General features: G+C 68.0%; 19 protein-coding genes and 1 pseudogene. 11 read left to right on the top strand and 9 right to left on the bottom strand.

Features of this window, described 5'->3' with window-relative positions; translation table 11 throughout:
- Nucleotides 1-3: 3 nt before the first annotated feature.
- The 7 genes from ACVWYS_RS01680 (at nucleotide 4) to ACVWYS_RS01650 (ending at nucleotide 8,604) form a co-directional block, all read left to right on the top strand.
- On the top strand, nucleotides 4-507 hold the full coding sequence (locus tag ACVWYS_RS01680) for a DUF2510 domain-containing protein (protein WP_456509249.1): 504 nt from the start codon (nucleotides 4-6) through the stop codon (nucleotides 505-507).
- A gap of 224 nt (nucleotides 508-731) precedes the next feature.
- Entirely contained in the window at nucleotides 732-2,330 is a 1,599-nt protein-coding gene (locus ACVWYS_RS01675; protein ID WP_456509248.1) for a PucR family transcriptional regulator, read from the top strand.
- Nucleotides 2,327-3,271 carry a glutaminase gene (locus ACVWYS_RS01670; RefSeq protein WP_456509247.1) on the top strand — a complete coding sequence of 315 codons (945 nt, stop codon included), beginning with the start codon at nucleotides 2,327-2,329 and terminating at the stop codon, nucleotides 3,269-3,271. The genes ACVWYS_RS01675 and ACVWYS_RS01670 overlap by 4 nt, the downstream gene beginning before the upstream one ends.
- A gap of 73 nt (nucleotides 3,272-3,344) precedes the next feature.
- A complete protein-coding gene (locus ACVWYS_RS01665) occupies nucleotides 3,345-4,859 on the top strand; it encodes an amino acid permease (RefSeq protein ID WP_456509246.1) in 1,515 nt (504 codons plus the stop codon).
- 70 nt (nucleotides 4,860-4,929) lie between these two features.
- Entirely contained in the window at nucleotides 4,930-5,076 is a 147-nt protein-coding gene (locus tag ACVWYS_RS01660) for a hypothetical protein (RefSeq protein ID WP_161958206.1), read from the top strand.
- 98 nt (nucleotides 5,077-5,174) lie between these two features.
- A complete protein-coding gene (locus tag ACVWYS_RS01655) occupies nucleotides 5,175-6,902 on the top strand; it encodes a thiamine pyrophosphate-dependent enzyme (protein WP_456509245.1) in 1,728 nt (575 codons plus the stop codon).
- 226 nt (nucleotides 6,903-7,128) lie between these two features.
- Nucleotides 7,129-8,604: an aromatic amino acid ammonia-lyase gene (locus ACVWYS_RS01650; RefSeq protein ID WP_456509244.1), complete on the top strand. Its 1,476-nt coding sequence runs from the start codon at nucleotides 7,129-7,131 to the stop codon at nucleotides 8,602-8,604.
- Between the two features lie 125 nt (nucleotides 8,605-8,729).
- On the opposite strand, the gene ACVWYS_RS01645 is transcribed toward ACVWYS_RS01650, so the two are convergent.
- Nucleotides 8,730-9,509 (bottom strand): SDR family NAD(P)-dependent oxidoreductase, encoded by a 780-nt coding sequence (locus tag ACVWYS_RS01645; protein WP_456510267.1) that lies wholly within the window; start codon nucleotides 9,507-9,509, stop codon nucleotides 8,730-8,732.
- 67 nt (nucleotides 9,510-9,576) lie between these two features.
- Between ACVWYS_RS01645 and ACVWYS_RS01640 the strand changes: the two genes are divergently transcribed.
- Nucleotides 9,577-10,308: a TetR family transcriptional regulator gene (locus tag ACVWYS_RS01640; RefSeq protein WP_456509243.1), complete on the top strand. Its 732-nt coding sequence runs from the start codon at nucleotides 9,577-9,579 to the stop codon at nucleotides 10,306-10,308.
- A 106-nt stretch (nucleotides 10,309-10,414) separates the two neighbouring features.
- Here the strand turns inward: ACVWYS_RS01640 and ACVWYS_RS01635 are convergent, their stop codons facing one another.
- Together ACVWYS_RS01635 and ACVWYS_RS01630 are read right to left on the bottom strand one after the other, a co-directional pair.
- Nucleotides 10,415-10,954 carry a DinB family protein gene (locus ACVWYS_RS01635; RefSeq protein WP_456509242.1) on the bottom strand — a complete coding sequence of 180 codons (540 nt, stop codon included), beginning with the start codon at nucleotides 10,952-10,954 and terminating at the stop codon, nucleotides 10,415-10,417.
- A gap of 148 nt (nucleotides 10,955-11,102) precedes the next feature.
- The gene (locus ACVWYS_RS01630; RefSeq protein ID WP_456509241.1) at nucleotides 11,103-11,828 is read right to left on the bottom strand and encodes a DUF2306 domain-containing protein; all 726 of its coding nucleotides are present in this window, start codon (nucleotides 11,826-11,828) and stop codon (nucleotides 11,103-11,105) included.
- Between the two features lie 134 nt (nucleotides 11,829-11,962).
- Here ACVWYS_RS01630 and ACVWYS_RS01625 point away from each other — a divergent pair, with 134 nt between their 5' ends.
- Nucleotides 11,963-12,700, top strand: coding sequence for a TetR/AcrR family transcriptional regulator (locus ACVWYS_RS01625; RefSeq protein WP_456509240.1), 738 nt, complete (start codon nucleotides 11,963-11,965; stop codon nucleotides 12,698-12,700).
- A 7-nt stretch (nucleotides 12,701-12,707) separates the two neighbouring features.
- Here the strand turns inward: ACVWYS_RS01625 and ACVWYS_RS01620 are convergent, their stop codons facing one another.
- From ACVWYS_RS01620 to ACVWYS_RS01610, 3 genes and pseudogenes are all read right to left on the bottom strand, one after another.
- Entirely contained in the window at nucleotides 12,708-13,496 is a 789-nt protein-coding gene (locus ACVWYS_RS01620) for an alpha/beta fold hydrolase (RefSeq protein WP_456509239.1), read from the bottom strand.
- A 91-nt stretch (nucleotides 13,497-13,587) separates the two neighbouring features.
- Nucleotides 13,588-14,086 (bottom strand): annotated as a pseudogene (locus ACVWYS_RS01615) (SRPBCC family protein).
- Between the two features lie 19 nt (nucleotides 14,087-14,105).
- On the bottom strand, nucleotides 14,106-14,555 hold the full coding sequence (locus tag ACVWYS_RS01610; protein WP_456509238.1) for an ArsR/SmtB family transcription factor: 450 nt from the start codon (nucleotides 14,553-14,555) through the stop codon (nucleotides 14,106-14,108).
- A 205-nt stretch (nucleotides 14,556-14,760) separates the two neighbouring features.
- On the opposite strand from ACVWYS_RS01610, the gene ACVWYS_RS01605 reads away from it, so the two are divergent.
- Nucleotides 14,761-15,774 carry a medium chain dehydrogenase/reductase family protein gene (locus ACVWYS_RS01605; RefSeq protein ID WP_456509237.1) on the top strand — a complete coding sequence of 338 codons (1,014 nt, stop codon included), beginning with the start codon at nucleotides 14,761-14,763 and terminating at the stop codon, nucleotides 15,772-15,774.
- A gap of 45 nt (nucleotides 15,775-15,819) precedes the next feature.
- Here the strand turns inward: ACVWYS_RS01605 and ACVWYS_RS01600 are convergent, their stop codons facing one another.
- Entirely contained in the window at nucleotides 15,820-17,793 is a 1,974-nt protein-coding gene (locus ACVWYS_RS01600; protein ID WP_456509236.1) for an ATP-binding protein, read from the bottom strand.
- Between the two features lie 246 nt (nucleotides 17,794-18,039).
- On the opposite strand from ACVWYS_RS01600, the gene ACVWYS_RS01595 reads away from it, so the two are divergent.
- Nucleotides 18,040-18,612 (top strand): MOSC domain-containing protein, encoded by a 573-nt coding sequence (locus tag ACVWYS_RS01595; RefSeq protein ID WP_456509235.1) that lies wholly within the window; start codon nucleotides 18,040-18,042, stop codon nucleotides 18,610-18,612.
- A gap of 172 nt (nucleotides 18,613-18,784) precedes the next feature.
- Here ACVWYS_RS01595 and ACVWYS_RS01590 read toward each other — a convergent pair whose 3' ends face one another.
- Both ACVWYS_RS01590 and ACVWYS_RS01585 read right to left on the bottom strand, forming a co-directional pair.
- Nucleotides 18,785-19,468 carry a hypothetical protein gene (locus tag ACVWYS_RS01590; protein WP_456509234.1) on the bottom strand — a complete coding sequence of 228 codons (684 nt, stop codon included), beginning with the start codon at nucleotides 19,466-19,468 and terminating at the stop codon, nucleotides 18,785-18,787.
- 90 nt (nucleotides 19,469-19,558) lie between these two features.
- Entirely contained in the window at nucleotides 19,559-20,680 is a 1,122-nt protein-coding gene (locus ACVWYS_RS01585) for an NAD(P)/FAD-dependent oxidoreductase (protein ID WP_344366900.1), read from the bottom strand.
- Nucleotides 20,681-20,730: the final 50 nt, after the last annotated feature.

Here is a 20,730-nt window from a genome sequence, read left to right as displayed (position 1 = left end):
GAAGTGGCGGCCGGGCGCAGGAGTCAGGAGGATGCGAATGACTACGTCGCAGGTTACTGGCACAACCTCACCACTCCGGCATCGCAGGCGGCCGACAGAATCACCGCCAAATTCGGTGAATTTCTGGCTGCCGGCCTCAATATTGGCGGGCTTCGGGCCGGTTGGTACAACGAGGGCGCCACAGCCCGCTACTGGGACGGCCACGCGTGGACGCACCACACTACGTCCCCTGAAGTGGCCCGTGAACTAGTCAAGAGGCTAACGGCGGACAGGTATGCCCACGATGGCGTGCAGACTCTCCCGGCCTACGAGCCACAGCCGCCAGCTGTGCAGCCGCAAATGCCGCGGGAATCTATTGGTCCAATGCAGCCTGTTCAGCAGACTCCGGCGGCGCCGCCGTTGCCGCCGTTGCCGCCCTCCGGCTGGTACCCGACGGGTACGCCCGGAGTCCTGGGCTTTTGGGATGGCCAGTCCTGGACCGGCCAGACTCGGCCTGAATCGCGTTGAACCGGAAAGAGGACGACGGCGGGACGTGCACGCCGTCGTCCTCTACCGCTTGCGGGCACAGGCTGGCCCACGCCCCACACCGCAACCGGGCCCTCCTTGGTCCCCGGACCTAAAATGAGCCGCGTAATTTAGGATCTTTTCCATATTTTTGGGGATAACCGCTCGATAGCATGAAGTGTCCGGACAGAGCCGTCCGGGAGGGTGCCAATGTCAGAAGGAAGCCCATGGCCGCAGCTACAGTGGACGACATCCTCGCGGATCTCCCGCTGGGCTCCGCGACCCTGATGCTTCGGCCCGCCCGCACGGATGCGGCGATCGAGCGCTTTCTGATCGTGGACGCCGACGACGAAAGCTCCGACGGCGGGGCCGCGTTTGTCCTGTTGGTCGGCGTTCGCGGACGCTCCGCGTTGCCGGCAGTTCGGCGCCTGCTGAAGAACCCTCCCCTGGTCCTGGCCGTCAAGGGCAGCCCGGAGGAACTGGCGGAAGCCGAAGAACTGCTGCGCGCCGCCGGAACCGGCCTGCTGCTGGTGGACCCGTCCGCGGACTGGGACCGCCTCCTGTCCATCGCCAAGGACCGGATCCAGCCGCCCAGCTACCAGCGCGAAGTGCTGACCCTGCTTGAAGAGGACCTCTTCGCCATCGCCCAGACGACTGCCCGGCTGACCTCCAGCCACGTCGTGATCGAGGACGCCGCCAACAAGGTCCTGGCATATTCCACCGTCGCCAACGCCATTGACGAGCTCCGCAAGGCCTCCATCCTGGCCCGGCGCGGCCCGCGCAAATACGAACTCCTGCTCAAAGACCTTGGCGCCTACCGCGAGCTGCACCGGACCCGCCTCCCGGTCCGGGTACCCGCCCGGCCCCAGGACGGCCTGCGGGAACGCGTCGCCATCACCTTGTTCGCCGGCAACCGCATCATGGGCTACATCTGGCTCCAGGAAACCGGCGCCGGCTTCGGCGACGACGTTGATTACGTGCTCACCGGCTCTGCCGCGCGTGCCTCCGCCGAGCTCATCCGGTACCGCAACCAGCAGTCAGTGCACATGCGCGAGGACCGGATCGCGCGCCTCCTTTCGGGTCCTGCGGAGGCCGCGGCGAGCGCGCACAGTGAAAAGATCCCGGCGGACCGCCCCTCGGCCCTGATCCTGCTTGGCCTCTCAGCGTCTGAAGCCCGGGAGGACGACGCGGCGCTCAAGCACGGGGAGCTGGCCAATCTCGCGTCGATCCACGCGGCCGCCTACAAATCGTCAGCCATCGTGGGACAGTTTCACGGCGACACCGCCGTCGTCATTCCCGGTCTCCAGTCCGCCAACGCCGATGCCGGGCTGCGGAGTCTGGCCGAGGCAATCGTCAAGGACGCCGCCAAGCACCTCGGCATCAGCCCCTTTGCCGCCGTCGGACCCGTCGTCCCCGATCTGCTCTCGATTCATTCCGCGATCGGAATAGCCGAAGCCCTGCTCGGCTGCATGCGACGGTCCGGCGAAGTTCCGGTAGCCACCGTGGACGACTTCGAGGCGGAAATCCTCTTCCACGACGCCGTCGAAAACTTCACGACGGCGGCCTTCCGGCACCGCAGCCTCTGGGCCCTCCTCCGACACGACGCGGAACTGGCCGAAACCCTGCGTGCATTCTTCGACGCCTCCCTGGACGTGGCCGAGTGCGCCAAGCGGATGCAGCTGCATAAGAACACCGTCTACTACCGGATCAACAAAGTCAGCCGGGTCACCGGGCTGAACTTCGGCAATCCCCGAGATTCATTGGTCGCCCTGCTTCATGTTCAGGAGTGGGCCGGCACACAGAAGGAGCACCTGGGCAAGAAATGATGACAGCACTTGATTCTCCGCCGCTTGGCCCGGTCCTCGAAGACCTTGTCCGCAGCCACCGGCCCCGGACGGAAGCGGGGTCAGTTCCAGCCAATATTCCCCACCTTCAGGTCCCGCCGTTCGACCGGTTCGGCATCGCGGTTGCCACGACGTCCGGAGAAGTCTTCAGTTCCGGCGACGCCGATCTTCCGTTCTCGATCCAGAGCATTTCCAAGGTCTTCACCCTGGCGATGGCGCTCAGCGCCGACGACTCCGGCTCGTTGTGGTCCAGGGTCCTTCGCGAGCCGTCAGGGACGTCCTTCAACTCCCTGGTCCAGCTTGAAGTCGAGCACGGGATCCCGCGGAACCCCTTCATCAATTCGGGCGCACTGGTGGTCACCGACCACCTGATGGAAAGATCACCCGACGCCGCCGCTCAGGTCCTGCGCTTCCTCACCGACCAGGTGGGTCACCAGAATGGAAGACAGGGTCCCTTCATCGATGAGGCGGCCGCAAGGAGTGAGCTGTCCAGCAGCAGCCGCAACCTGGCCCTCGCCCACTTCTTGAAGGAATTCGGCAACCTGCGGCGGCCCGCACAGGCCGTGGTGGAGAACTACGTCAGGCAGTGCTCAATCATGATGACCTGCGTGGAGGTGGCCAAGGCGGGCCTGTTCCTCGCGCAGGATGGCCGCGGGGCGCAAGGCGCGGTGGTCTCCCGGAGCGAGGCAAAGCGCATCGGCTCCATCATGCTGACCTGCGGCATGTATGACGCCGCCGGCGAGTTCGCCTACCGCGTGGGACTTCCGGGGAAAAGCGGTGTGGGCGGCGGCATTCTGGCGATCGTCCCCGGCGAGTGCGCCATCTGCGTCTGGAGCCCGCGGCTGGATTCCAAAGGAAATTCCCTGGCAGGCTCGGCGGCTCTCGCCGACCTGTCCGACCGGACCGGGTGGTCGATCTTCTGATCTGACGCCTCGCTGTCCCCACAATCTCTCTCCAAACCCCATTTAGATCTCCGACAGATCGAAAGGAACACCCATGCCCAACAACCCCAATGACGAGGTTGGCTTGTACGAGGCCGATGGTGGCCACGCCCATGCTTCGGATGCCCTGATCCACGCGGAGGACTCTGGCTACCACAAGAGCCTGAAGCCCCGGCAAATCCAGATGATCGCAATCGGCGGGGCCATCGGAACCGGCCTGTTCCTGGGCGCCGGCGGCCGGCTCAACGCCGCCGGCCCGTCACTGGTCATCGCCTACGCCGTCTGCGGCTTCTTCGCGTTCCTGATCCTGCGCGCCCTGGGAGAACTGGTCCTGCACCGGCCCTCTTCAGGATCGTTCGTGTCCTACGCCCGCGAATTCTACGGAGAGAAGGCCGCATTCATCTCCGGCTGGTTCTATTGGATCAACTGGGCCACCACCACCATCGTGGACATCACCGCCGCGGCCCTCTACATGAACTTCTTCGGCAAATACGTCCCCTGGATGGGGACCGTTCCACAGTGGGCGTGGGCGCTGATCGCCCTCATCGTGGTCCTCTGCCTGAACCTTGCCTCCGTCAAGGTCTTCGGCGAACTCGAGTTCTGGTTCGCCCTGATCAAGGTCGCCGCCCTCGTCGCGTTCCTGCTGATCGGCAGCTACTTCGTCGTGTTCGGCACCCCCTTGGAAGGCCAGGAAGTCGGCTTCAGCCTCATCACCGACAACGGCGGCATCTTCCCCAACGGCCTGCTGCCCATGATCATCCTCATGCAGGGCGTGCTGTTCGCCTACGCCTCGATCGAACTGATCGGCACGGCCGCCGGCGAAACCGAAAACCCCGAAAAGATCATGCCCAAGGCCATCAACTCCGTGGTCTTCCGCATCGCCGTGTTCTACGTCGGCTCGGTCATCCTGCTCGCCCTGCTGCTGCCCTACACCTCCTACCAAAAGGGCGTCAGCCCGTTCGTGACGTTCTTCGGATCCATCGGCATCCAGGGCGTGGACGTCATCATGAACCTCGTGGTCCTCACGGCCGCCCTGTCCTCGCTGAACGCCGGCCTTTACTCCACCGGCCGCATCCTGCGCTCCATGTCAGTAGCCGGATCGGCCCCGAAGTTCGCCCAGCGGATGAACAAAGCCGGCGTCCCCTACGGCGGCATCGCCATCACCGCAGGCGTCTCCCTCCTCGGTGTCCCGCTGAACTACCTGGTCCCCGGTCAGGCCTTCGAGATCGTCCTGAACGTCGCCTCGGTAGGCATCGTCGTCACCTGGGCCACCATCGTGCTCTGCCAGATCCAGCTCAAACGGTGGGCAGACAAGGGCTGGCTCGAACGCCCCTCGTTCCGGATGTTCGGCGCCCCCTACACCGGATACCTCTCCCTCGTCTTCCTGCTCGGCGTGCTCGTCATGGTCTTCATCGATTCCCCGCTCACGCTGCTGGTGACCCTGGTGGCCTGCGCGCTGATGGTCGGCGGCTGGTACGCCTGCCGGAAGCAGATCCACGACATCGCCGAAACCCGCGACGGCTTCACGGGCGCCGCGCCCGTGCTGGCCAACCGGACTCCGATCCACTAATCGAACCTGGCTAATCGAACATTCGTCTGCTGACCGGTCCCACCATCCGACCTACAACCTGAAAGCCTCCATGAAGCCACGAAACCCGCTGAATCCCGGCCGCACCAGCACCCTGCAGGAGCGCCACCCGCCAGCCGTGCGCACCAGCAACCCGCCGGCGTCGAACGACAGCTGCGAGGACGGCTGCTTCTTCTGCACCGGACCGGAAACCGACTAGGCGCCACCATCCGTTCCGCTGGATTCAGTGGACATGCCTTGCCCGCCAAACCAACCCAAGAAGACAACCAAGTGATGAAAACGGAGTCTGCATCCACCATGACCGCAACCGACACGTACCCAGTCGACGGCGACACCCTCCCACCCCTCCAGACGGTCCCGGCGGCTATCCCGGACAGCTTCAACGGCAGCGGCGCCCTGAAGTCCGCCGGCCACGTCATCGTCGATTCCCTCGTGGCGCACGGGGTTGAGCGCACCTTTGTTGTGCCGGGCGAAAGCTTTCTGGACGTCCTCGACGGGCTGCACGGCTCGGACATCGAGACCGTGGTCTGCCGGCACGAGGGCGGCGCCGCGTACATGGCCGAGGCCGACGGCAAGATGAACCAGCGTCCCGGCGTCGCAATGGTCACCCGCGGGCCCGGGGCGGCGAACGCCCACGTCGGCCTGCACACCGCGTGGCAGGACTCCACCCCGATGCTGCTCTTTGTCGGTCTCATTCCGTTCGCGCACCGGGACCGCGAGGCGTTTCAGGAGTTCGACATCAAGGCGTGGTTCGACACCGGTGCCAAACGCGTGATGGTCCTGGACCACCCCGAACGGGCCTCCGAGATTGTCGCCGAGGCCATGTTCGCGGCCATGAGCGGCCGCCCCGGCCCCGTGGTGGTGGGCCTGCCGGAGGACATCATCCGCGTGCAGATCGATCCGGCCCTGCACCCGGCCATCCCGGTGGCCGCGGGCGGTATGAGCAGCACGGATGCCGGCGTCCTTGCCGAGGCCCTGACACAGGCCAAGAAGCCGCTATTTGTCACCGGCGGGAACGACTGGACCCAGGACGCGGCCACGGAGCTCACCGAATGGCTCGAAAAGCATCACATCCCGGCCGCGGCGGAATGGCGCACGCAGGGAACCGTCTCCTTCGACTCCCCCAGCTATGTGGGACCGATCGGCTATGGCCGACCCCGCCCCACCTACGACCTCCTGGAGGAAACCGACCTGCTCGTGTTCGTCGGGACGGTCCCGGGCGACGTGATCACGGACGGCTTCGTCTGCAGGCAGGACTGGAACAAGAAGAACTTCCTGGTCACCATCGATCCCTCGCTGCGCGGCCGCTCCGGCCCCGTCTCCCGCCAGATCCTGGCCAAGCCGGAGGCCTTCGTCCGGGACCTCGTTAACATCGACCTCCCGGTCAAGGAGGAGTGGAAGGCATGGACGGCCCGGATGCGGGCCGAGCAGCAGTCCTTCGCCAGCCTGCCGCCGTCCACCCCGGACGAGGGGCCCGCCAAGATGGATACCCTCATGGCCAACCTCGTGCCGCTGCTGCCCGAGGACGCCATGGTCACGTTCGGGGCCGGCGAGCACACCAACTGGGCGCACCGGTACTTCCCCACCCGGCGCTACGCCTCCATGATCAGCGCCCGGAACGGCTCCATGGGGTACTCGATTCCATCGGCCATCGCGGCCTCGCTGGCCAGCCCGGAGCGGCGGGTGGTCACCATCGCCGGCGACGGGGAATTCCTGATGAACGGCCAGGAGCTCGCCACGGCCGCCCAGTACGGAGCCACGCCGCTCATCATCGTGATGGACAACCAGGAGTACGGCACCATCCGCACCCATCAGGAACGCCACTACCCGTCCCGGGTATCGGGCACGCAGCTGAAGAATCCCGACTTCGGCATGATGGCCCGGGCCTTCGGCGGTTTCGGCGTCACGGTCACCGAGGACCAGGACATCCCGGCCGCCCTCGAGGCCGCGCTGGCCGCCATCGACCGCGACGGCGTGTTCGCCCTGGTCCACCTCGTCGTCGAACAGCGGGTCAAGGCCTACTAGATTGCGGTCCAGACGGTAAACAGACGGACGACGACGGCGGGAGCCTCCCGCCGTCGTCGTGTCCTCCTGGTTGCGCTATCAGGTCTGGTTGTCATTCGGCGCCGATAGCCGCCATATCTGAAAGTGCAACGGGTGGTGGGGTGTCCCCTTGTCCGGTGATCTCTTGTCCGGTGATCTCTTGTACAGGCGGGCGCCCCGGACCACACTGGTTGCTGGAGGCAACGTCATGGAACCAGTCACCATCAGCGATCTGCCGATGACGCAGGAGGAATTGGTCGCCGTAGCCGAGGGCGCGCCGGTGGCACTCGGCGAGCCCGCCAGGGCACGGATCGCGGCGAGCCGGGCCCTGCTGGAGGAGGCCATGTCCGGCGGCAACCCGATCTATGGGCTCAGCACCCGGGTCGGCCACGGCAAGGACACCAGGGTGCCGCGCGAAGAACTCGAACGGCAGCAGCAATTCCTCGTGGCAAGCCATGGCGGCGCGTTCGGACCCCTGCTGGATCGGAGAGTGGTCCGGGCCGCGATGGCTGTTCGCCTCAACGGCATGGCCCGGGGCGGCTCCGGCGCCAGCCCGGCCGCGGCAGACACCCTGCTGGCCATGTTGAACGCCGGCGTCCACCCGGTCCTGCACAGCACGGGCTCGGTCGGAGCGGCCGATATCAGTCCGATGGCCGGCATCGCCCAGGTGGCTGTCGGCACCGGCACAGCGGAATTCAGGGGCGAGACCCTCCCCGGAGCCGAAGCCCTGCGCCGTGCGGGCATCGCGCCGCTCCGGCTCGAGGGCCGCGACGGACTGGCCATAATCTCGGCCAACGGCGTCTCGATCGGCCACGGGGCCCTGGTGCTGGCCCGCGCGGCGCGGACGGCCGGCGCCGCGGACCAGGCCGCAGTCCTGTCCATCGAAGCCACCCGGGGCAACCCTTCGGTCTTTTCGGGCTCCGCGGCCGCGGCCAAGCCGTATCCGGGGCAAGTAGCGGCAGCGGCCCATCTGCGCGAACTGCTGGAAGGCAGCCTGCTCCTGATCCCGGGCGGGCCGCGGTCGGTGCAGGATGCCCTTTCCTTCCGGGTGATCCCGCAGGTCCACGGCGCGTTCCGTGAGTTCCTCGCCACGGCAGGGGGTGCCGTGGACACGGAGCTGAACTCCGCGAGCGATAACCCGCTGGTCGACGTCGCAACCGGCTCGGTGCTGAGCAACGGCAACTTCCATCCGATGGTGCTGGCGATCGCCTTCGACGCCTTGCGCGTGGCTCTGGTCCACGTGGGTCAGCTCAGCGAACGCCGCATGAGCCACTTGTGGACTGCCGTCATGGCGGCGATGAAGTCGGGGCCCCCGCCCGGGAACCGCGGGCCCGCCGCGGCGCCGGGCGTGCAGCTCCGCTACGCCGGCTCCGCCTGCTACACCGAGCTCCGGCTGCTCGCAGCTCCCGCCACCCTGGACTCGACCATCCTGGATGTCGGCGTCGAAGACCATGCCACGGGAGCCATGCTGAGCGTCCGCAAGACCGAGGAAGCGCTGAGACTTCTTGAGGACCTGCTGGCGATCGAGGTTCTGCTGGCCGCCGACCTGCTGCGCATCTCGCCGCAGGGAACGCTCGGCGTTGGGGCCGCGGCCGTTCTCGGGCTCACCGAAGAGGCGGCAGCCGGCGCAGGATCGGCCGCCGACGTCCACCGCAATCTGCGGGAACGCTTCCCCGGAGCCTAGCCCTCCCCCTGGATGCGCTATCACTCCTGGTCGTCATTCGGCTCGGAAAACGCCAAGACTGATAGCGCATCGGGTGGGCACGGGTGGGTGAGCACGGATGGTTGGGCAGGCGGGTGGACGGACCCTTAGACCGCCGACCAGCCGCCGTCGGACGGGAGGACCGCGCCGTTGACGTTGGTGCCGTCGTCGCTGAGCAGGAAGGTGATCGAGGCTGCCAGCTGCGCCGCGGTGGCGGGGGCCGGGATGTTCGCGCCCATGAGCGGCTGGAGGCGCGCGGCACCGAGCTCGGATCCCCACGGGGCCTCGATGTTCGTGATGGTGGCACCTGGGGCCACTGCGTTGAACCGCAAGCCCTTCGGCCCGTACATCACGGCGGAGTTCTTGGTCAGGCCGATGACGGCGTGCTTGGACGCCGTGTAGGTGGCGCCGGCGGCGGACCCGCGCAGCCCGGCTTCGGAGGCGATGTTGACTACGGAACCGGTTCCGGCCTCTAGCATGAGCGGCACGACGGCGCGGGTCAGGCGCATGAGGGCCGTGACGTTGATCCGGAAAACCCGCTCCCAGGTTTCGTCGTCCACCTCGTGGATCGGCGTGAAGTTGTCCATGATCCCGGCGACGTTCGCCAGCGCATCAACGCGCCCGCCCGCCGCGGCCACGACGGCGGCAACGGTTTCCTCGGTGGAGATGTCGCCGGGCACGGGAACCAGGTCCATGCCGGCGTTGTCCTGCACGAGGGCGTCCAGGCGTTCCTTGCTGATGTCGGCCGCGATCACCCGGCCGCCCTCCCGCGCGACGCGGAGGGCCGTGGCCTGTCCAATGCCCGATCCCGCACCCGTGACGATGACGGTCTTGCCCGCAAAGCGGCCCGCGGTGACGGTTTCCTGCCATGAAGCTTCGTTGCCCATGATGTCCTTCCAGACGTTGAGGATGCTCACAGGCTCACCTTATGACACTCTGTGTCATTATGTAAGGGTGAATAGCGGCCAGCCCTCCGAGGACCACCAGCCCGCCGCCGCGCGCGCCACCGGGCGGCCGGCGACGATCGACCCCGACGCCGTCGCCCGCATCGCCCTGCACCTGTTCGCCGAGCGCGGCTACGAACAGACGTCCATGGAGGACATCGCGGGCGCGGCCGGGATCGGGCGCAAAAGCCTTTACCGCTACTTCGCCAGCAAGGCCGACCTCGTCTGGGGCGGCATCGAGCCGGTCACGGAGGCCGCCGGCCGGGCACTGGACCGGGCTCTGGGAAGAGAACTGGACAGCGCGGGCGACGGCGGCGGCCCCGTTGGCAAGTCCGACGGCAGGCCCGCTGGCGCGTCCGACGGCGGGCTCCAGCCAGGGACGGGTGCGGCGCAGATCCGGGCGGGACTGAGCGCGGCGCAGATCCGGGCGGGACTGAGTGCGGCGGCCGTCGCCGGGGCAGCCGCGCTTCCGGACCTCGCCCTTACCCGCGGGCGCCTGCGGCTCATCGCCGAACACCCGGAACTGGCCAGCCGGAGCTACGCCGCCCTCGCCCCCCAGCGCGAGCGGGGCCGCCGGTATTTGATCACGCTCGGCGTCCGCGACGACATGGCGGGCTACTTCTGCGCGGCCTATCTCGGGGCAACGTTCGAGGCCTGGATGCAGTGGGCCGCCGGCAGCGATCCCGATCCCGCGCCATACCTGCTGGCCGCCCTGACCGTGCTGCAGATGCCCGACGCGTAGGAGTCTTCGAAAGACGCGCAGGACTCCCTGAAGACACCGGCGGCGGGCGAGTGGCGCCGTCGGACTCCCCGCCGGAAACGCCCGGGGAACGCTGTGGCCGCCGCGGCTACTCCCCGGTCTGCCCGTCCACCGCTTCGCGGAGGAGGTCGGCGTGGCCGTTGTGCCGGGCATACTCCTCGATCATGTGGCACAGGATCCAGCGTAGGCTCGGCGCCGAGCCATCCGGCCACGAGCGCCGGGCCAGTTGGTCCAGGCCGCCGCTGGCCAGGGCATCCGCGAGGCGTTCCCGGGAGCGGTCGACGGCGCCCTGCCACAGGTTGCGCAACTGGTCCGGGGTGTCCTCGGCGGCGGAATGCCAGTCCCAGTCCGGGTCGGCCTTCCAGTCCACGGTGCCGAACGGAGCCTCCCGGTCCCGCGCGTGCAGGGAACGGGAAAACCATTCGCCTTCCACGTAGGCCATGTGCTTCAGCAGCCCGCCCAGGGTCATCGATGAGGCAGCGGTCGTCACCCGGAGGCCGGCGGCTTCCAGTCCGGCGCACTTCCACGCCAGCGTGGCCCGCTGAAAGTCCAGGAACCCCAGGAGGGTCGCGGTTTCATCGGCGGCAAGGGGAGGCTCCGGGCGCCCCTGATCGTCCACAATCGTCATGCGCGTGAGTCTAGCGGCCTGCCATCCGGCGTCCGTGGGGCGCGCCGCCGACGCCTCGCCAGCCTCGAACTCGCCGGAAACTCTCCGAGTCGCCGGGAAATTACGGCGAACCGGCACGCTTCCGGCTACTTCGACGACGGCGGCCGCCTCACGCCGTCGTCCGCCTCACCGGTTCAAGACCTGCGACTTTCCGCCCGGAAGGCCGCGGCACCCTCGTGGCCCGTTGCGCGCGGCGGCGGATGACAAACTCGGCCACCGCGACATTGATCACCCAGGCCGATCCCAGCAGCGCCGCCCGGGTCGGCTCGTCGGGCGGGCCGACCAGCAGTATCCACGGCAGGCTCACCAGCGCCTGCGTTCCCGCGGCGACACCGATCGCGTAGCCGCGGGTCATCCATGCTCCATGCCGCACGAAGTCGCGGCGCACAATGGCGACGATTCCCAGGACAATGCTCGCCGCCATGGCTGAGCCGAAGACGAGCCGCAGGACGAAGAGCGCCGGGCCGTCGCCGGGCGGCAGCTGATAGAAGGCGGCCATCCACAAACCGGACAGGGCGGCCAGCAGGCCCGCGGGTGCAAGGATGCGGCCGGCGATGCGGTGCCAGCCGCGGCGGCCCCGCAGCGAGGGCAGGAACTGGAATGCCCCGAGCAGGCTGTAGGTGGTGACGCAGACAATGTGCGTCACCACGGGAACAGGCGAGGCGAAGAACCGGGCGTTCTGAGGCGTGATGGCCGCACCTCCGGTCAATTCCGTCAGCCGCGCCGCCCCCCCAATGACCGGGATGAGGCTGAGCAGGATCAATCCGGCGGGTACCGGCCACTGGGGGCGACGGCGGACGCGGGGCACGGGAGCGCTGCTGGCATGAATTGTCATGGCTTGGTCCTTCGCTGGAGCCGCCCACGGCCTGTTTCGCGCGGCTCGTGGTGTACGGCGTACACCTGATGCGCACAACGCTAGGTGTACGCCGTACACTTGTCAAGAGGAGACCGCTAGGGAAAGGTGGCCGGATGACCCAGCAAGCGGAGCGCACGCGCCGGACCCCCCTGAGCCGGGGCCGGGTACTCGCGGCCGCCGTCGTACTGGCCGACGAGGTGGGGATCGAGGCGCTGAGCATGCGGCGGCTGGCCCAGGAACTCGGCGTCGTGCCGATGGCGCTCTACAAGCACGTGGCCAACAAGGAGGAACTCCTCGACGGCATGGTGGATGCGCTCGTCAGCGAGATCGATCCTCCCGCCCGCGATGCCGACTGGAAGGACGCAGTGCGGCTGAGGGTGCTCTCGGCCCGGCGGGCGCTCCTGCGTCACCCGTGGGCCCGTCAGGTCCTGGAGTCGCGCACCAACAAGACGCCGGCGGTCCTTGGGTACATGGATTCGTTCATCGGGATGTTCCTGGCCGGCGGCTTCTCCGTCGATCTGACCCACCACGTCATGCATGCCCTGGGCAGCCGCATGTGGGGGTTCACCCAGGAGCTGTTCCCTGACTCCGCCGGCGGGACGGCGGAGGGGACGGCGGATCTGCCGCCGGAGGCGCAGGCCGCCATGTTCCGCGAGATGGCCGAGCGGTATCCGAACATTCTGAAGGTCGCCACCTCGTCCGCGCACGAGGACTCCGTGGCGGGGCAGGGCTGCGATGACCAGTTCGAGTTTGAGTTCGCGCTGGATCTGCTCCTGGAGGGCTTTGAACGCCTGCACCGGCAGCACTGGACTTCCATGCCGAAAAAGACCTCGACGCCGGCAGAGCCCTGACCGCGCCCTACTCCTCCAGGAACCGCAGCAGGTAGGGGACGATGGTCCGCATGGCCGTCAGGTCGCCGCCGCTCGCAGACAGTTCGCCGAGGTAATCGCCGTGGACACCCGGCACGATCATCAGGCGCGCCCCGGGAATGACACGGGACATCCGCACGGCGTGTTCTGGGCTCATGACGTCGCGGTCGGCGCCCAGGACCAGGGTGCGGGCCGTGATGCGGCGCAGGTCATCGTCCGGCCAGCCGGCGAAGGTCAGGATGCGCTGACGGTCCAGCTCGAACAGCCGCTCGAGGTGTCCGGGCTCCGGATTCAGCCGGCGGTCCGCGTCCTTGAGCGCCTCCGGCATTTCGGCAAGCGTGCCCTTCGCCATACCGTCCCAGAACTCGTCGCTGACCGCGTCCCGGCTGACGAAGGTGGAGGCGGCAATCAGGCACCGCACGGAGGCCGGATACCGCATCGCCAGCGCCAGCGCGGTATGGCCGCCGGCGCTGAAACCGAGCACGTCCACGGAGTCCACCCTGAGCTCGTCGAGCACGGCTTTGACGTCGTCGGCGGAGTTTTCAGCGGTGAGCGGGCGGCCGGTCGCCGCGGTCCGGCCGTGCCCTTCTTCATCGACGGCGATTACCTGGAGACTCTCGGCCAGCAGCGCCGGGATGAGGCCGGCGAAGTTCGTCTCGATAGTCGACCCTCCGCCGGGGATGAGCAGCAGCGGGGGCTTGTCGGCCCGCGGGTGACCGTGGACCTCGTAGTACATGCGGAGATCGCCATTGGCCGCGTAACCGTGGGTGAAAGTCACAAGGCATCCTAACGCCGCACGCGGCGGGCTGAATAGGGCCACAGCGGACGACGGCGGGAGGGTTCCCGCCGTCGTCCGTTGTCGTTGCAGCTCAGGCGTTGACGGATTCGGCGAGGATCGCGTCCACCTGGCCCAGGGCCCTGGTTCATGCCCTCTTCCATGCCCATGGCGACGATCTGCTCCATCTGTTCCTCCGCCTCGAAGGTGGACAGGACGGTCATCCGGGTGCGGCTGCCGATCGGTTCCAGAGTCACAACCCCGTGGATGCTGCCCATGTCGGCCACGGGGTCGCCGTTGTCGTCCGAGAAGCCGTCATCGAACTCCAGACGGTGCGGGGCGTCGATGGCGATGAACCGCCACCAGCCACGGGCCTTCTCCCCCTCGGGGCCCGTCATGAAATAGGTGGCCTCGCCGCCGGGGACGAAGTCGTGCTTCTCGAACGTGGCCGGCCACGTGGGCGGGCCCCACCAGCGCTCGAGCTGGCGCGGGTCTTCCCAGATCTGCCAGACGCGCTCCACGCCGGCGTCGAATTCGGCTACCACGGTGAGGCTCAGCGCCTCGAGATTCTTGACTGAACTGACAACGGTCATGACAAGCCCTTCCTATCCTTCAGCGTTGCTGTGTGTTCCCTGCCTGTTTCGTGCCTGCTTCGGTGCTGTCTGATTCTGACCTGGCTGGTTCTGTCTGGCCTGGTTGCGGGTCGGCTGTCTCGGCGAGCAGGTCGGCGATCCGGTCGGCCCGCTGCCGCCAGATGACCTCGTACTCATCGAGCAGGCGGCGGGCCTTCTGTAGCCCGTCATGGTTGGCCCGCACAATCTGTTCCCTTCCCCGCTTCTCCTTCGAGACCAGCGAAGCCCGTTCGAGCACCGCCACGTGCTTCTGGACGGCCGCGAAACTCATGGCGTAGAGGGCAGCCAGTCCGGAGACCGAGTACTCCCCCACCGTCACCCGGCGCACAATGTCCCGTCGGGTCGTATCGGCGAATGCCTGGAACAGATGGTCAAGTTCTTCGTCGCTGAGCGGTTCGCCGAGCTGATTCCTGCGTTGATCTACAACCATTTGGTTGTAGGATAGTCGGGCCCTGCGACAGGTGTCAATGGGGTGGCGGGTGGCCCGGGACGCCGAGTTCGCCGGAAGCCCGCCAATTCGCCGGAAGCTTACGGCGACCTCACACGGGTCCGGCGAATTCGTGTGCCTTTTGCCGGAGACATCCGTGCCGGATGGACCCGGTGTGCCGGCCGCGCGCCGGGCGTAGAGTGAGCCCATGAAGCGTGTAGTGATCGACCGCTTCGGCGGCCCCGAGGTCTTGAATGTGGTGGAGGTCGAGGATCCCCGCCCGGGTCCGGGTGAAGTCCGCGTCAGGGTCCTCGCCTCCGGCGTCTCGTTCACCGACGCACAACTGCGGGCCGGTACCTATCTCGGCGGGCCGAAGCCGCCGTTCACGCCCGGCTACGAGCTCGTCGGCGTCGTCGATGAACTCGGACCCGGCTGCTCGCGGATACGCGTGGGAGACCGCATCGGTGCGCTGACTGTGTGGGGCGCCAACGCCGAGAAGGTCTGCGTGCCGGAAGTGTATGCGGTGGAGGTGCCCGAGGACCTCGACCCGGCCGAGGTCGTGAGCCTCGTCTTCCCCTACATGACCGCCTACCAGTTGCTGCACCGCACGGCCAAGGCGAAGCCCGGGGAGAGCGTTCTGGTGCACGGCGCGGCCGGCCGGGTGGGCACAGCGATCCTCGAGCTCGGAGCGCTGGCCGGCCTCCGCCTCTACGGGACTGCTGCCGGCCGGGACCGTGCTGCCGTGGAGCGGCTCGGCGCGGTGGCAATCGACTACAAGAACGAGGACTTCCTGGCCCGGCTCCGCGGGCTCACCGGCGACGGCGTAGACATAGCCCTCGACGGGATCGGCGGCGCGTTGTCGCTACGTTCCTTCCGCGCGCTCCGGCCCGGCGGACGGCTCGTGGTGTTCGGCCGCTATGCCACCATCGCTAAGGGGCGCAAGAACTGGCCCGGGGTGGTCGCCTGGTACGCGGCAACCGGGAGCGTCGCCCTCTGGGGCTGGCTTTCGCCCCGCCGAAAGGTGCTGTCCTACCGAATCCAGAAGTTGCGCATCCATCACCAGGACTGGTTCCAAGCGGATTTCCTGGTGCTCCTCGAGATGCTCCGCCGTGGCGAGATCCACCCTGTGGTGGCCGAGCGGCTGCCGCTTTCGGAGGCCCGGCACGCCCACGAACTGCTGGCAAGCACGGCGGCAACAGGGAAAATCGTGCTCGTCCCCTAATCCGGCACGGTCACCGCCGGGTCACCGCGCGAACTCCGGCCGCGCCTAGCCCAGGAACGTGCGGTGGATGTCGCTCCCGTAGCGACGGATGATGTCCCGTTTGGCGGCCTGGAAGGCCTTAAGGTCGCCCGCATCCCCGTGCTGTTCCACGCGGCGCCTGGCCAGCTCGTCCGAGATCACATCCAGGAAGAGCTCGGCCAGTAACAGCCGGGCGGAATCCCGGAAACGGCCGCGGCCGTCGACATACAGCTGGACCGTCGGGGCGCCGGTGTTGATGATGACCTTGCGCTCCGCGGGGCTGTAGACGGCACGGTCCGCGCTGTTGTGCAGGGTGCGGAAGTCGTAGCCGGTGAAGAGGTCGACGCCGTGATCCCGGCTCGGGCGGTGGACCTCGCGGTGCGCCGCCTGTTGCGCCGAGGCGTCGGTGGCGATGGCGTGGTGCGGCGGCTGGTCGGTGCTGCGGCGGGAGGCGTGTTCAGCGATGACGATCTCGCACAATGCCCAGTAGTCGCCAGCCCGGACAGTGATCTCGCCGTGCTCCCCCGACCGGTCCCCCGCCATGGTCCACTCGATCCTCCGCGTGTCCCTGAGCGCGCTGACCGGGACCGGGGCGGGTGTGGGGTCAATCCGCAGTGAACCGGGCAACGCGAGCTCAAAGGTGAGCGTCCCGGCGTCGGGCAGTTGGCCCGGATCCAGCAGCAGCGCGACATGGAACGGATGCCCCGGCGGGCGGTAGTAGAAGGGCGTGGTGAACCGCAGGGCCGCCGGCGGTGCCGCCGCCGAGCCGTCGCCGTTCCGGAGCGCCGGCGCCGTCTCCAGCCCCAAATCGATGACGGCTGCCTCGCTCATGTGCTGCAGCAGGTGCTCGATCATCTCCGCGGTCCGCCCCGACGTCGTGGCGCGTTCCAGGTGGGTGAGCTTTTCCTTCTCAGCCTGCACGGGGCCGGCGATCATCCGGCTGACGGCGCGGGAGAAGGCTGCAACGAAGGGGTCCTTGAGATTCAGACCCTCCCGCTCGTCGCTGATGATCGCCTTGCCCCGGCCCAGCATCTCGGTCAGTGCCGGGCAGCGCACGGTGCCGAAGAGGTATTCCGTGCCCACCTGGTTCTCGTACTCGAACAGTTGGCAGTCGAGCACGGCCATGCCGGATTCGACCACCAGACCGGCAGTGCGTTCGTCGCCCTTGAGCGTCAGTTCCACGTCCCGTGCCCGCTTGAGCGTGACGGTGAACGGGAACTCCTCACCATCAAGGCTGAAGCTTCCCGGCTGGTCGGGGCCGAGGAGCACAGTGGCCGGCGGTTCGTGGAAACGGATGTTCTCGCTGCCGTAGTCCTCGGCGCCGGGGCGTCCGTGCACCAGCTCCACCTCGCGCCGGTCCAGGACGTCCCGCAGGTAGATGTTGTCCGAGAGCGACTGCAGCAAGGTCGCGTGCTGGGTGATCGTGACGTGGGGATTGTCGACGACGATCGTCACCCGCGTGCCGTTGCCGGCGGCGCCGTCCGTACCGTCGGCGCCGGCGTCGATGTCCCCGCCGGGGATGCCCAGCCGGGCGTAGTCGGCGGGGAAGGCGCGGCGGTCTGCGCCGTCGTCGTCGTAGAGGTAGCCGCCGTTCTCGCCGCGGAAGACGTCGATGCGGGTGAACCGGCCGTTCTGGATGGTCTCGATCCAGCCGTGGCCCAGACCGAAGATGGCCTGCTTGAGCCCGCGGCCGAAGTACCCGCGGCCGGCGCCTTCGCCGCGGGCGAGCGGGCTGTGTGCGCCGCCGTAGCTGAGGATGCGTCCGGCCTGCTCGAAGGACATGCCCTCCGCCTGGTCGCTGACCATCAGCACGGCCCCGGCGTGGTGGCGCTCGTAGCCGACGCGGATCCGGCCGGTCACGGACGCCCCGGCCTTCTCCAGCCGGGCGTAGCTGTCGTCGCTGTTGGTGATCAGTTCCACCAGCGCCTTCTCCACCGAGGCGAAGCGCCGGGAGTCAATCCCGATCACCCGCTGGTCCACTTGGATTTCGGCAACCGTCATGCTCTTTACCTCGCTCACAACTTCGCTGTTGCTGCGCCGTCGGCACCGGACCGGGCCGATACGTGGAGCGTAGCAGTTTGGGCGCCAACACCGTTCCCCACGGCCGAGTTCGCCGGAAAGCTGCCGATTCGCGGAAAGCTTCCGGCGAGCTCGCACGTTTCCGGCGAATCCGGCGCGCAGCCTCGGCGTGGGGCCGCCGAGCCGTGCATGGTGCCGAGTCTGTGTGATGGAGGATAGTTTTAGGGCATGACGGCAAGCTACAGGTACGACGTCGAGATCCTCCATCTGCTCGTCTCGCCGGCGCACGCCTACTTTGGCCGCGCACGCGACGGTGCGGCAGATGTCCCCACCACGGACGCGGACCGGGTCGAGGTGGTGGCTGGCAAGGGCATCGTCGGCGACCGGTTCTTCGGCAAGGCCGCGCACATGGACGCCGCCGTCACCATCCTCGCGGTCGAAGCCCTCGAGGCGATGGCCGCAGAGCTCAGTATCGGGCCCTTTGACCCGCTCCTGACCCGGCGCAATGTGGTCATCCGTGGCGCCCACCTGGCTCCCCTGCTGGGTCAAGACTTCGCGCTCGAATCGCAAGGGGATGTGGTCCGGTTCCGGGCCGGACGGCCCGCCCATCCCTGCGCGTGGATGGACCGGATGCTCGCGCCCGGAGCCCACGCCGCCATGCGGGGTCGGGGTGGCGTGCGTTGCCAGCCGCTCTCGGACGGCTTCCTGAGCCGCGGGCCGGCCGTGCTGGTCAGCCCTGTCCCCCTCGAGCCCGAGAAAGCCGGCCACGCTGTGGTGCTCCGGCCGACACGCCTGCCGTAGCAGTAACCGGATAAGGCAGGGTCCGGGGCTCACAGCCACAGCCGATTTCGCCGGAAGGCTGCCAATTCGCCGGAAGCTTCCGGCGAGCACGCAGGTTTCCGGCGAATCCGGACCGGAGGCTTCGCGGGAGCATCCCGACGTCGTCGTTCTCCTCGTGCTGCGTACGGCGGCGCTACGGCTGGGCTGCGGCGACAGGCGCGGCCGCCCGCGGCCAGGCCTGGTCGAGTCCTTTCATCCGCCGGTACGCGACCCGCACAAACCGCACCCCGTTCGAGGCGATACTCACCACCCCGAAGAACGCGAAGCCGAACACCGGGTCCCCCGCCTCGGCGATCTTCAGCACGGCGATGCCGGCCAGGAAGTAGATGCTGCCTTCCAGGGTGTTCACGCCCAGGGAGAGCAGGCTCAGGCCGCGGGTGGAGGCGCTGACCAGGCCCTCGTACGCGGCGGGGACGGCATAGAAAAGGGTCGATACGCCCAGCATGAGCCCGAGGGCGTCCTGCACGGGCATGAAGAACCGGGCGCCGATCGTGGCAACGGCGAGGGCCGCCGCCGAGCCGGCCCCGGCCAGGACAATTTCGCGTCTCTTCCGGGTATCGGTCCGGGCCACCTCCCGGCACAGGACTGCGTGGATCACGATCCACAGCATGTTGGCGACCAGCACCCACCAGCTCTGGACCAACAACGCCAGGGCCAGCCAGCCCAGTCCGGTGCCGGCGAGCACGCCCAGGCTCAAGCCGCTGACCCCGTCGCTGGTCCCGGTGCGCTGCACCCGCCGGAGCGCGGGAACTGACCGGATGAGCTCGACGGCGATCAGGGCCAGCCCGGCAAGCGCGGCGGACGTCTCGGCGAACAAGTTGCTCCTTCAGGTTCCTGCGACCATTGCGCAGTTGAAGCCACCATAGCCGAGCCGTGACGGGCACGGCTCGGCCTCTGATGGCAGTGCCTAGGAGAAGCGTCCCGGCCGGAACGTGGCGAGCATGGGGTGTTTCTTGCCGGTCATGATCTCGCCCGCGAGCAGTTCGCCGGCGATGAGGCCCAGCGTGGCCCCCGAGTGTGTGAAGGCCACGAAGCAGCCGGGCACCTGGCCGAGCTCGCCGAGGACCGGCTCGCCGTCGCCCGGGATGGGCTTGTAACCGATCTTCCACGAGGCAGGCTTGAGTTCGGGGTTGCCGGCGATGAGCTTGGAGGCTTCGTCGGCGAGTTCCTGGACGACGTCATCGGGGACGCTGAAGGAGCCGTCGGCGTGTTCGGTGATGTGCTCTTCGTACCAGTCGTGGTCCAGGGCGAGTGTGTTGCCGGGGTTGGGCCGGACGGCGGCCCGAGGGGTGTTCAGCACGGCCTGCAGACCGTGCTCCACGGGTTTGGTCACCACCAGCATGGAGACCGGGGACCCGTTCGGGATGTCGACGCCGAGGGGCGCGACGACGTCCGGCGTTGCGGCACCGCACGCCACCAGCACCGCGTCCGCCTCAAAGGTTTCACCTGCTGCCGTCTCGACGCCGGCGGCCCGGCCGCCGTCGACCGTGACGGAGACTTTTCCGGCGTTGAGGATGAGTTCGCCGCCCAGGGCATGGAACTCTTCCATCAGGAAGTCTACGAGTTCGGGCAGGCTGACCCAGCCCTCGCCGGGGTTGAAGATGGCGTTCTCCGGCACGGCGTCCGGATCGATGCCGTGCGTGGCCGCGGGAATCTGTTCGGGGGCAAGGAGCTGGGAGTTGTAGCCGATGGATTCTTCGTAGTCGTGGCGGGCTTCCGTGGCGGCCGCCTGTCCGGCGGAGTTCCACATGAGACCTCCGCCGAACTGCAGCCAGTCCCGGTCCGGGTCCGCGGCGAAGAGGGTGCGGTAGCGGTCCACGCCGGCGACCCGGAGCTGGTGGTACGGGGTGGACCGTTCTCCGGCCGAGTTCAGCCACGACAGCGAGCGGCCCGTGGCCTCGCTGGCCAGGCCGCGTTCGCTCAGGAGGATGACGGAGGCGCCTGCGCGGAGCAGGTGGACGGCGGTGGAGACGCCGAGGATGCCGCCGCCGATGACGGCGACGCGTTTGGTTGAGGGCGTGGAGGACATGGGTCTCCCTTTCGTTGCGTAGTGGGTTTGGGGTGCGCCCGGGCCTTGGC

Source organism: Arthrobacter sp. TE12231, from assembly GCF_054062895.1.
The sequence above is the reverse complement of the archived record's forward strand: the minus strand, read 5'-3'. Positions and strand labels throughout refer to the sequence as shown.

Coding starts and splice junctions, on each gene's coding strand:
- ACVWYS_RS01675 (WP_456509248.1), top strand. CDS start 732: ATGGCCGCAGCTACAGTGGACGACATCCTCGCGGATCTCCCGCTGGGC.
- ACVWYS_RS01670 (WP_456509247.1), top strand. CDS start 2,327: ATGATGACAGCACTTGATTCTCCGCCGCTTGGCCCGGTCCTCGAAGAC.
- ACVWYS_RS01665 (WP_456509246.1), top strand. CDS start 3,345: ATGCCCAACAACCCCAATGACGAGGTTGGCTTGTACGAGGCCGATGGT.
- ACVWYS_RS01660 (WP_161958206.1), top strand. CDS start 4,930: ATGAAGCCACGAAACCCGCTGAATCCCGGCCGCACCAGCACCCTGCAG.
- ACVWYS_RS01655 (WP_456509245.1), top strand. CDS start 5,175: ATGACCGCAACCGACACGTACCCAGTCGACGGCGACACCCTCCCACCC.
- ACVWYS_RS01650 (WP_456509244.1), top strand. CDS start 7,129: ATGGAACCAGTCACCATCAGCGATCTGCCGATGACGCAGGAGGAATTG.
- ACVWYS_RS01645 (WP_456510267.1), bottom strand. CDS start 9,509: ATGGGCAACGAAGCTTCATGGCAGGAAACCGTCACCGCGGGCCGCTTT.
- ACVWYS_RS01635 (WP_456509242.1), bottom strand. CDS start 10,954: ATGACGATTGTGGACGATCAGGGGCGCCCGGAGCCTCCCCTTGCCGCC.
- ACVWYS_RS01630 (WP_456509241.1), bottom strand. CDS start 11,828: ATGACAATTCATGCCAGCAGCGCTCCCGTGCCCCGCGTCCGCCGTCGC.
- ACVWYS_RS01625 (WP_456509240.1), top strand. CDS start 11,963: ATGACCCAGCAAGCGGAGCGCACGCGCCGGACCCCCCTGAGCCGGGGC.
- ACVWYS_RS01610 (WP_456509238.1), bottom strand. CDS start 14,555: ATGGTTGTAGATCAACGCAGGAATCAGCTCGGCGAACCGCTCAGCGAC.
- ACVWYS_RS01605 (WP_456509237.1), top strand. CDS start 14,761: ATGAAGCGTGTAGTGATCGACCGCTTCGGCGGCCCCGAGGTCTTGAAT.
- ACVWYS_RS01600 (WP_456509236.1), bottom strand. CDS start 17,793: ATGACGGTTGCCGAAATCCAAGTGGACCAGCGGGTGATCGGGATTGAC.
- ACVWYS_RS01595 (WP_456509235.1), top strand. CDS start 18,040: ATGACGGCAAGCTACAGGTACGACGTCGAGATCCTCCATCTGCTCGTC.
- ACVWYS_RS01585 (WP_344366900.1), bottom strand. CDS start 20,680: ATGTCCTCCACGCCCTCAACCAAACGCGTCGCCGTCATCGGCGGCGGC.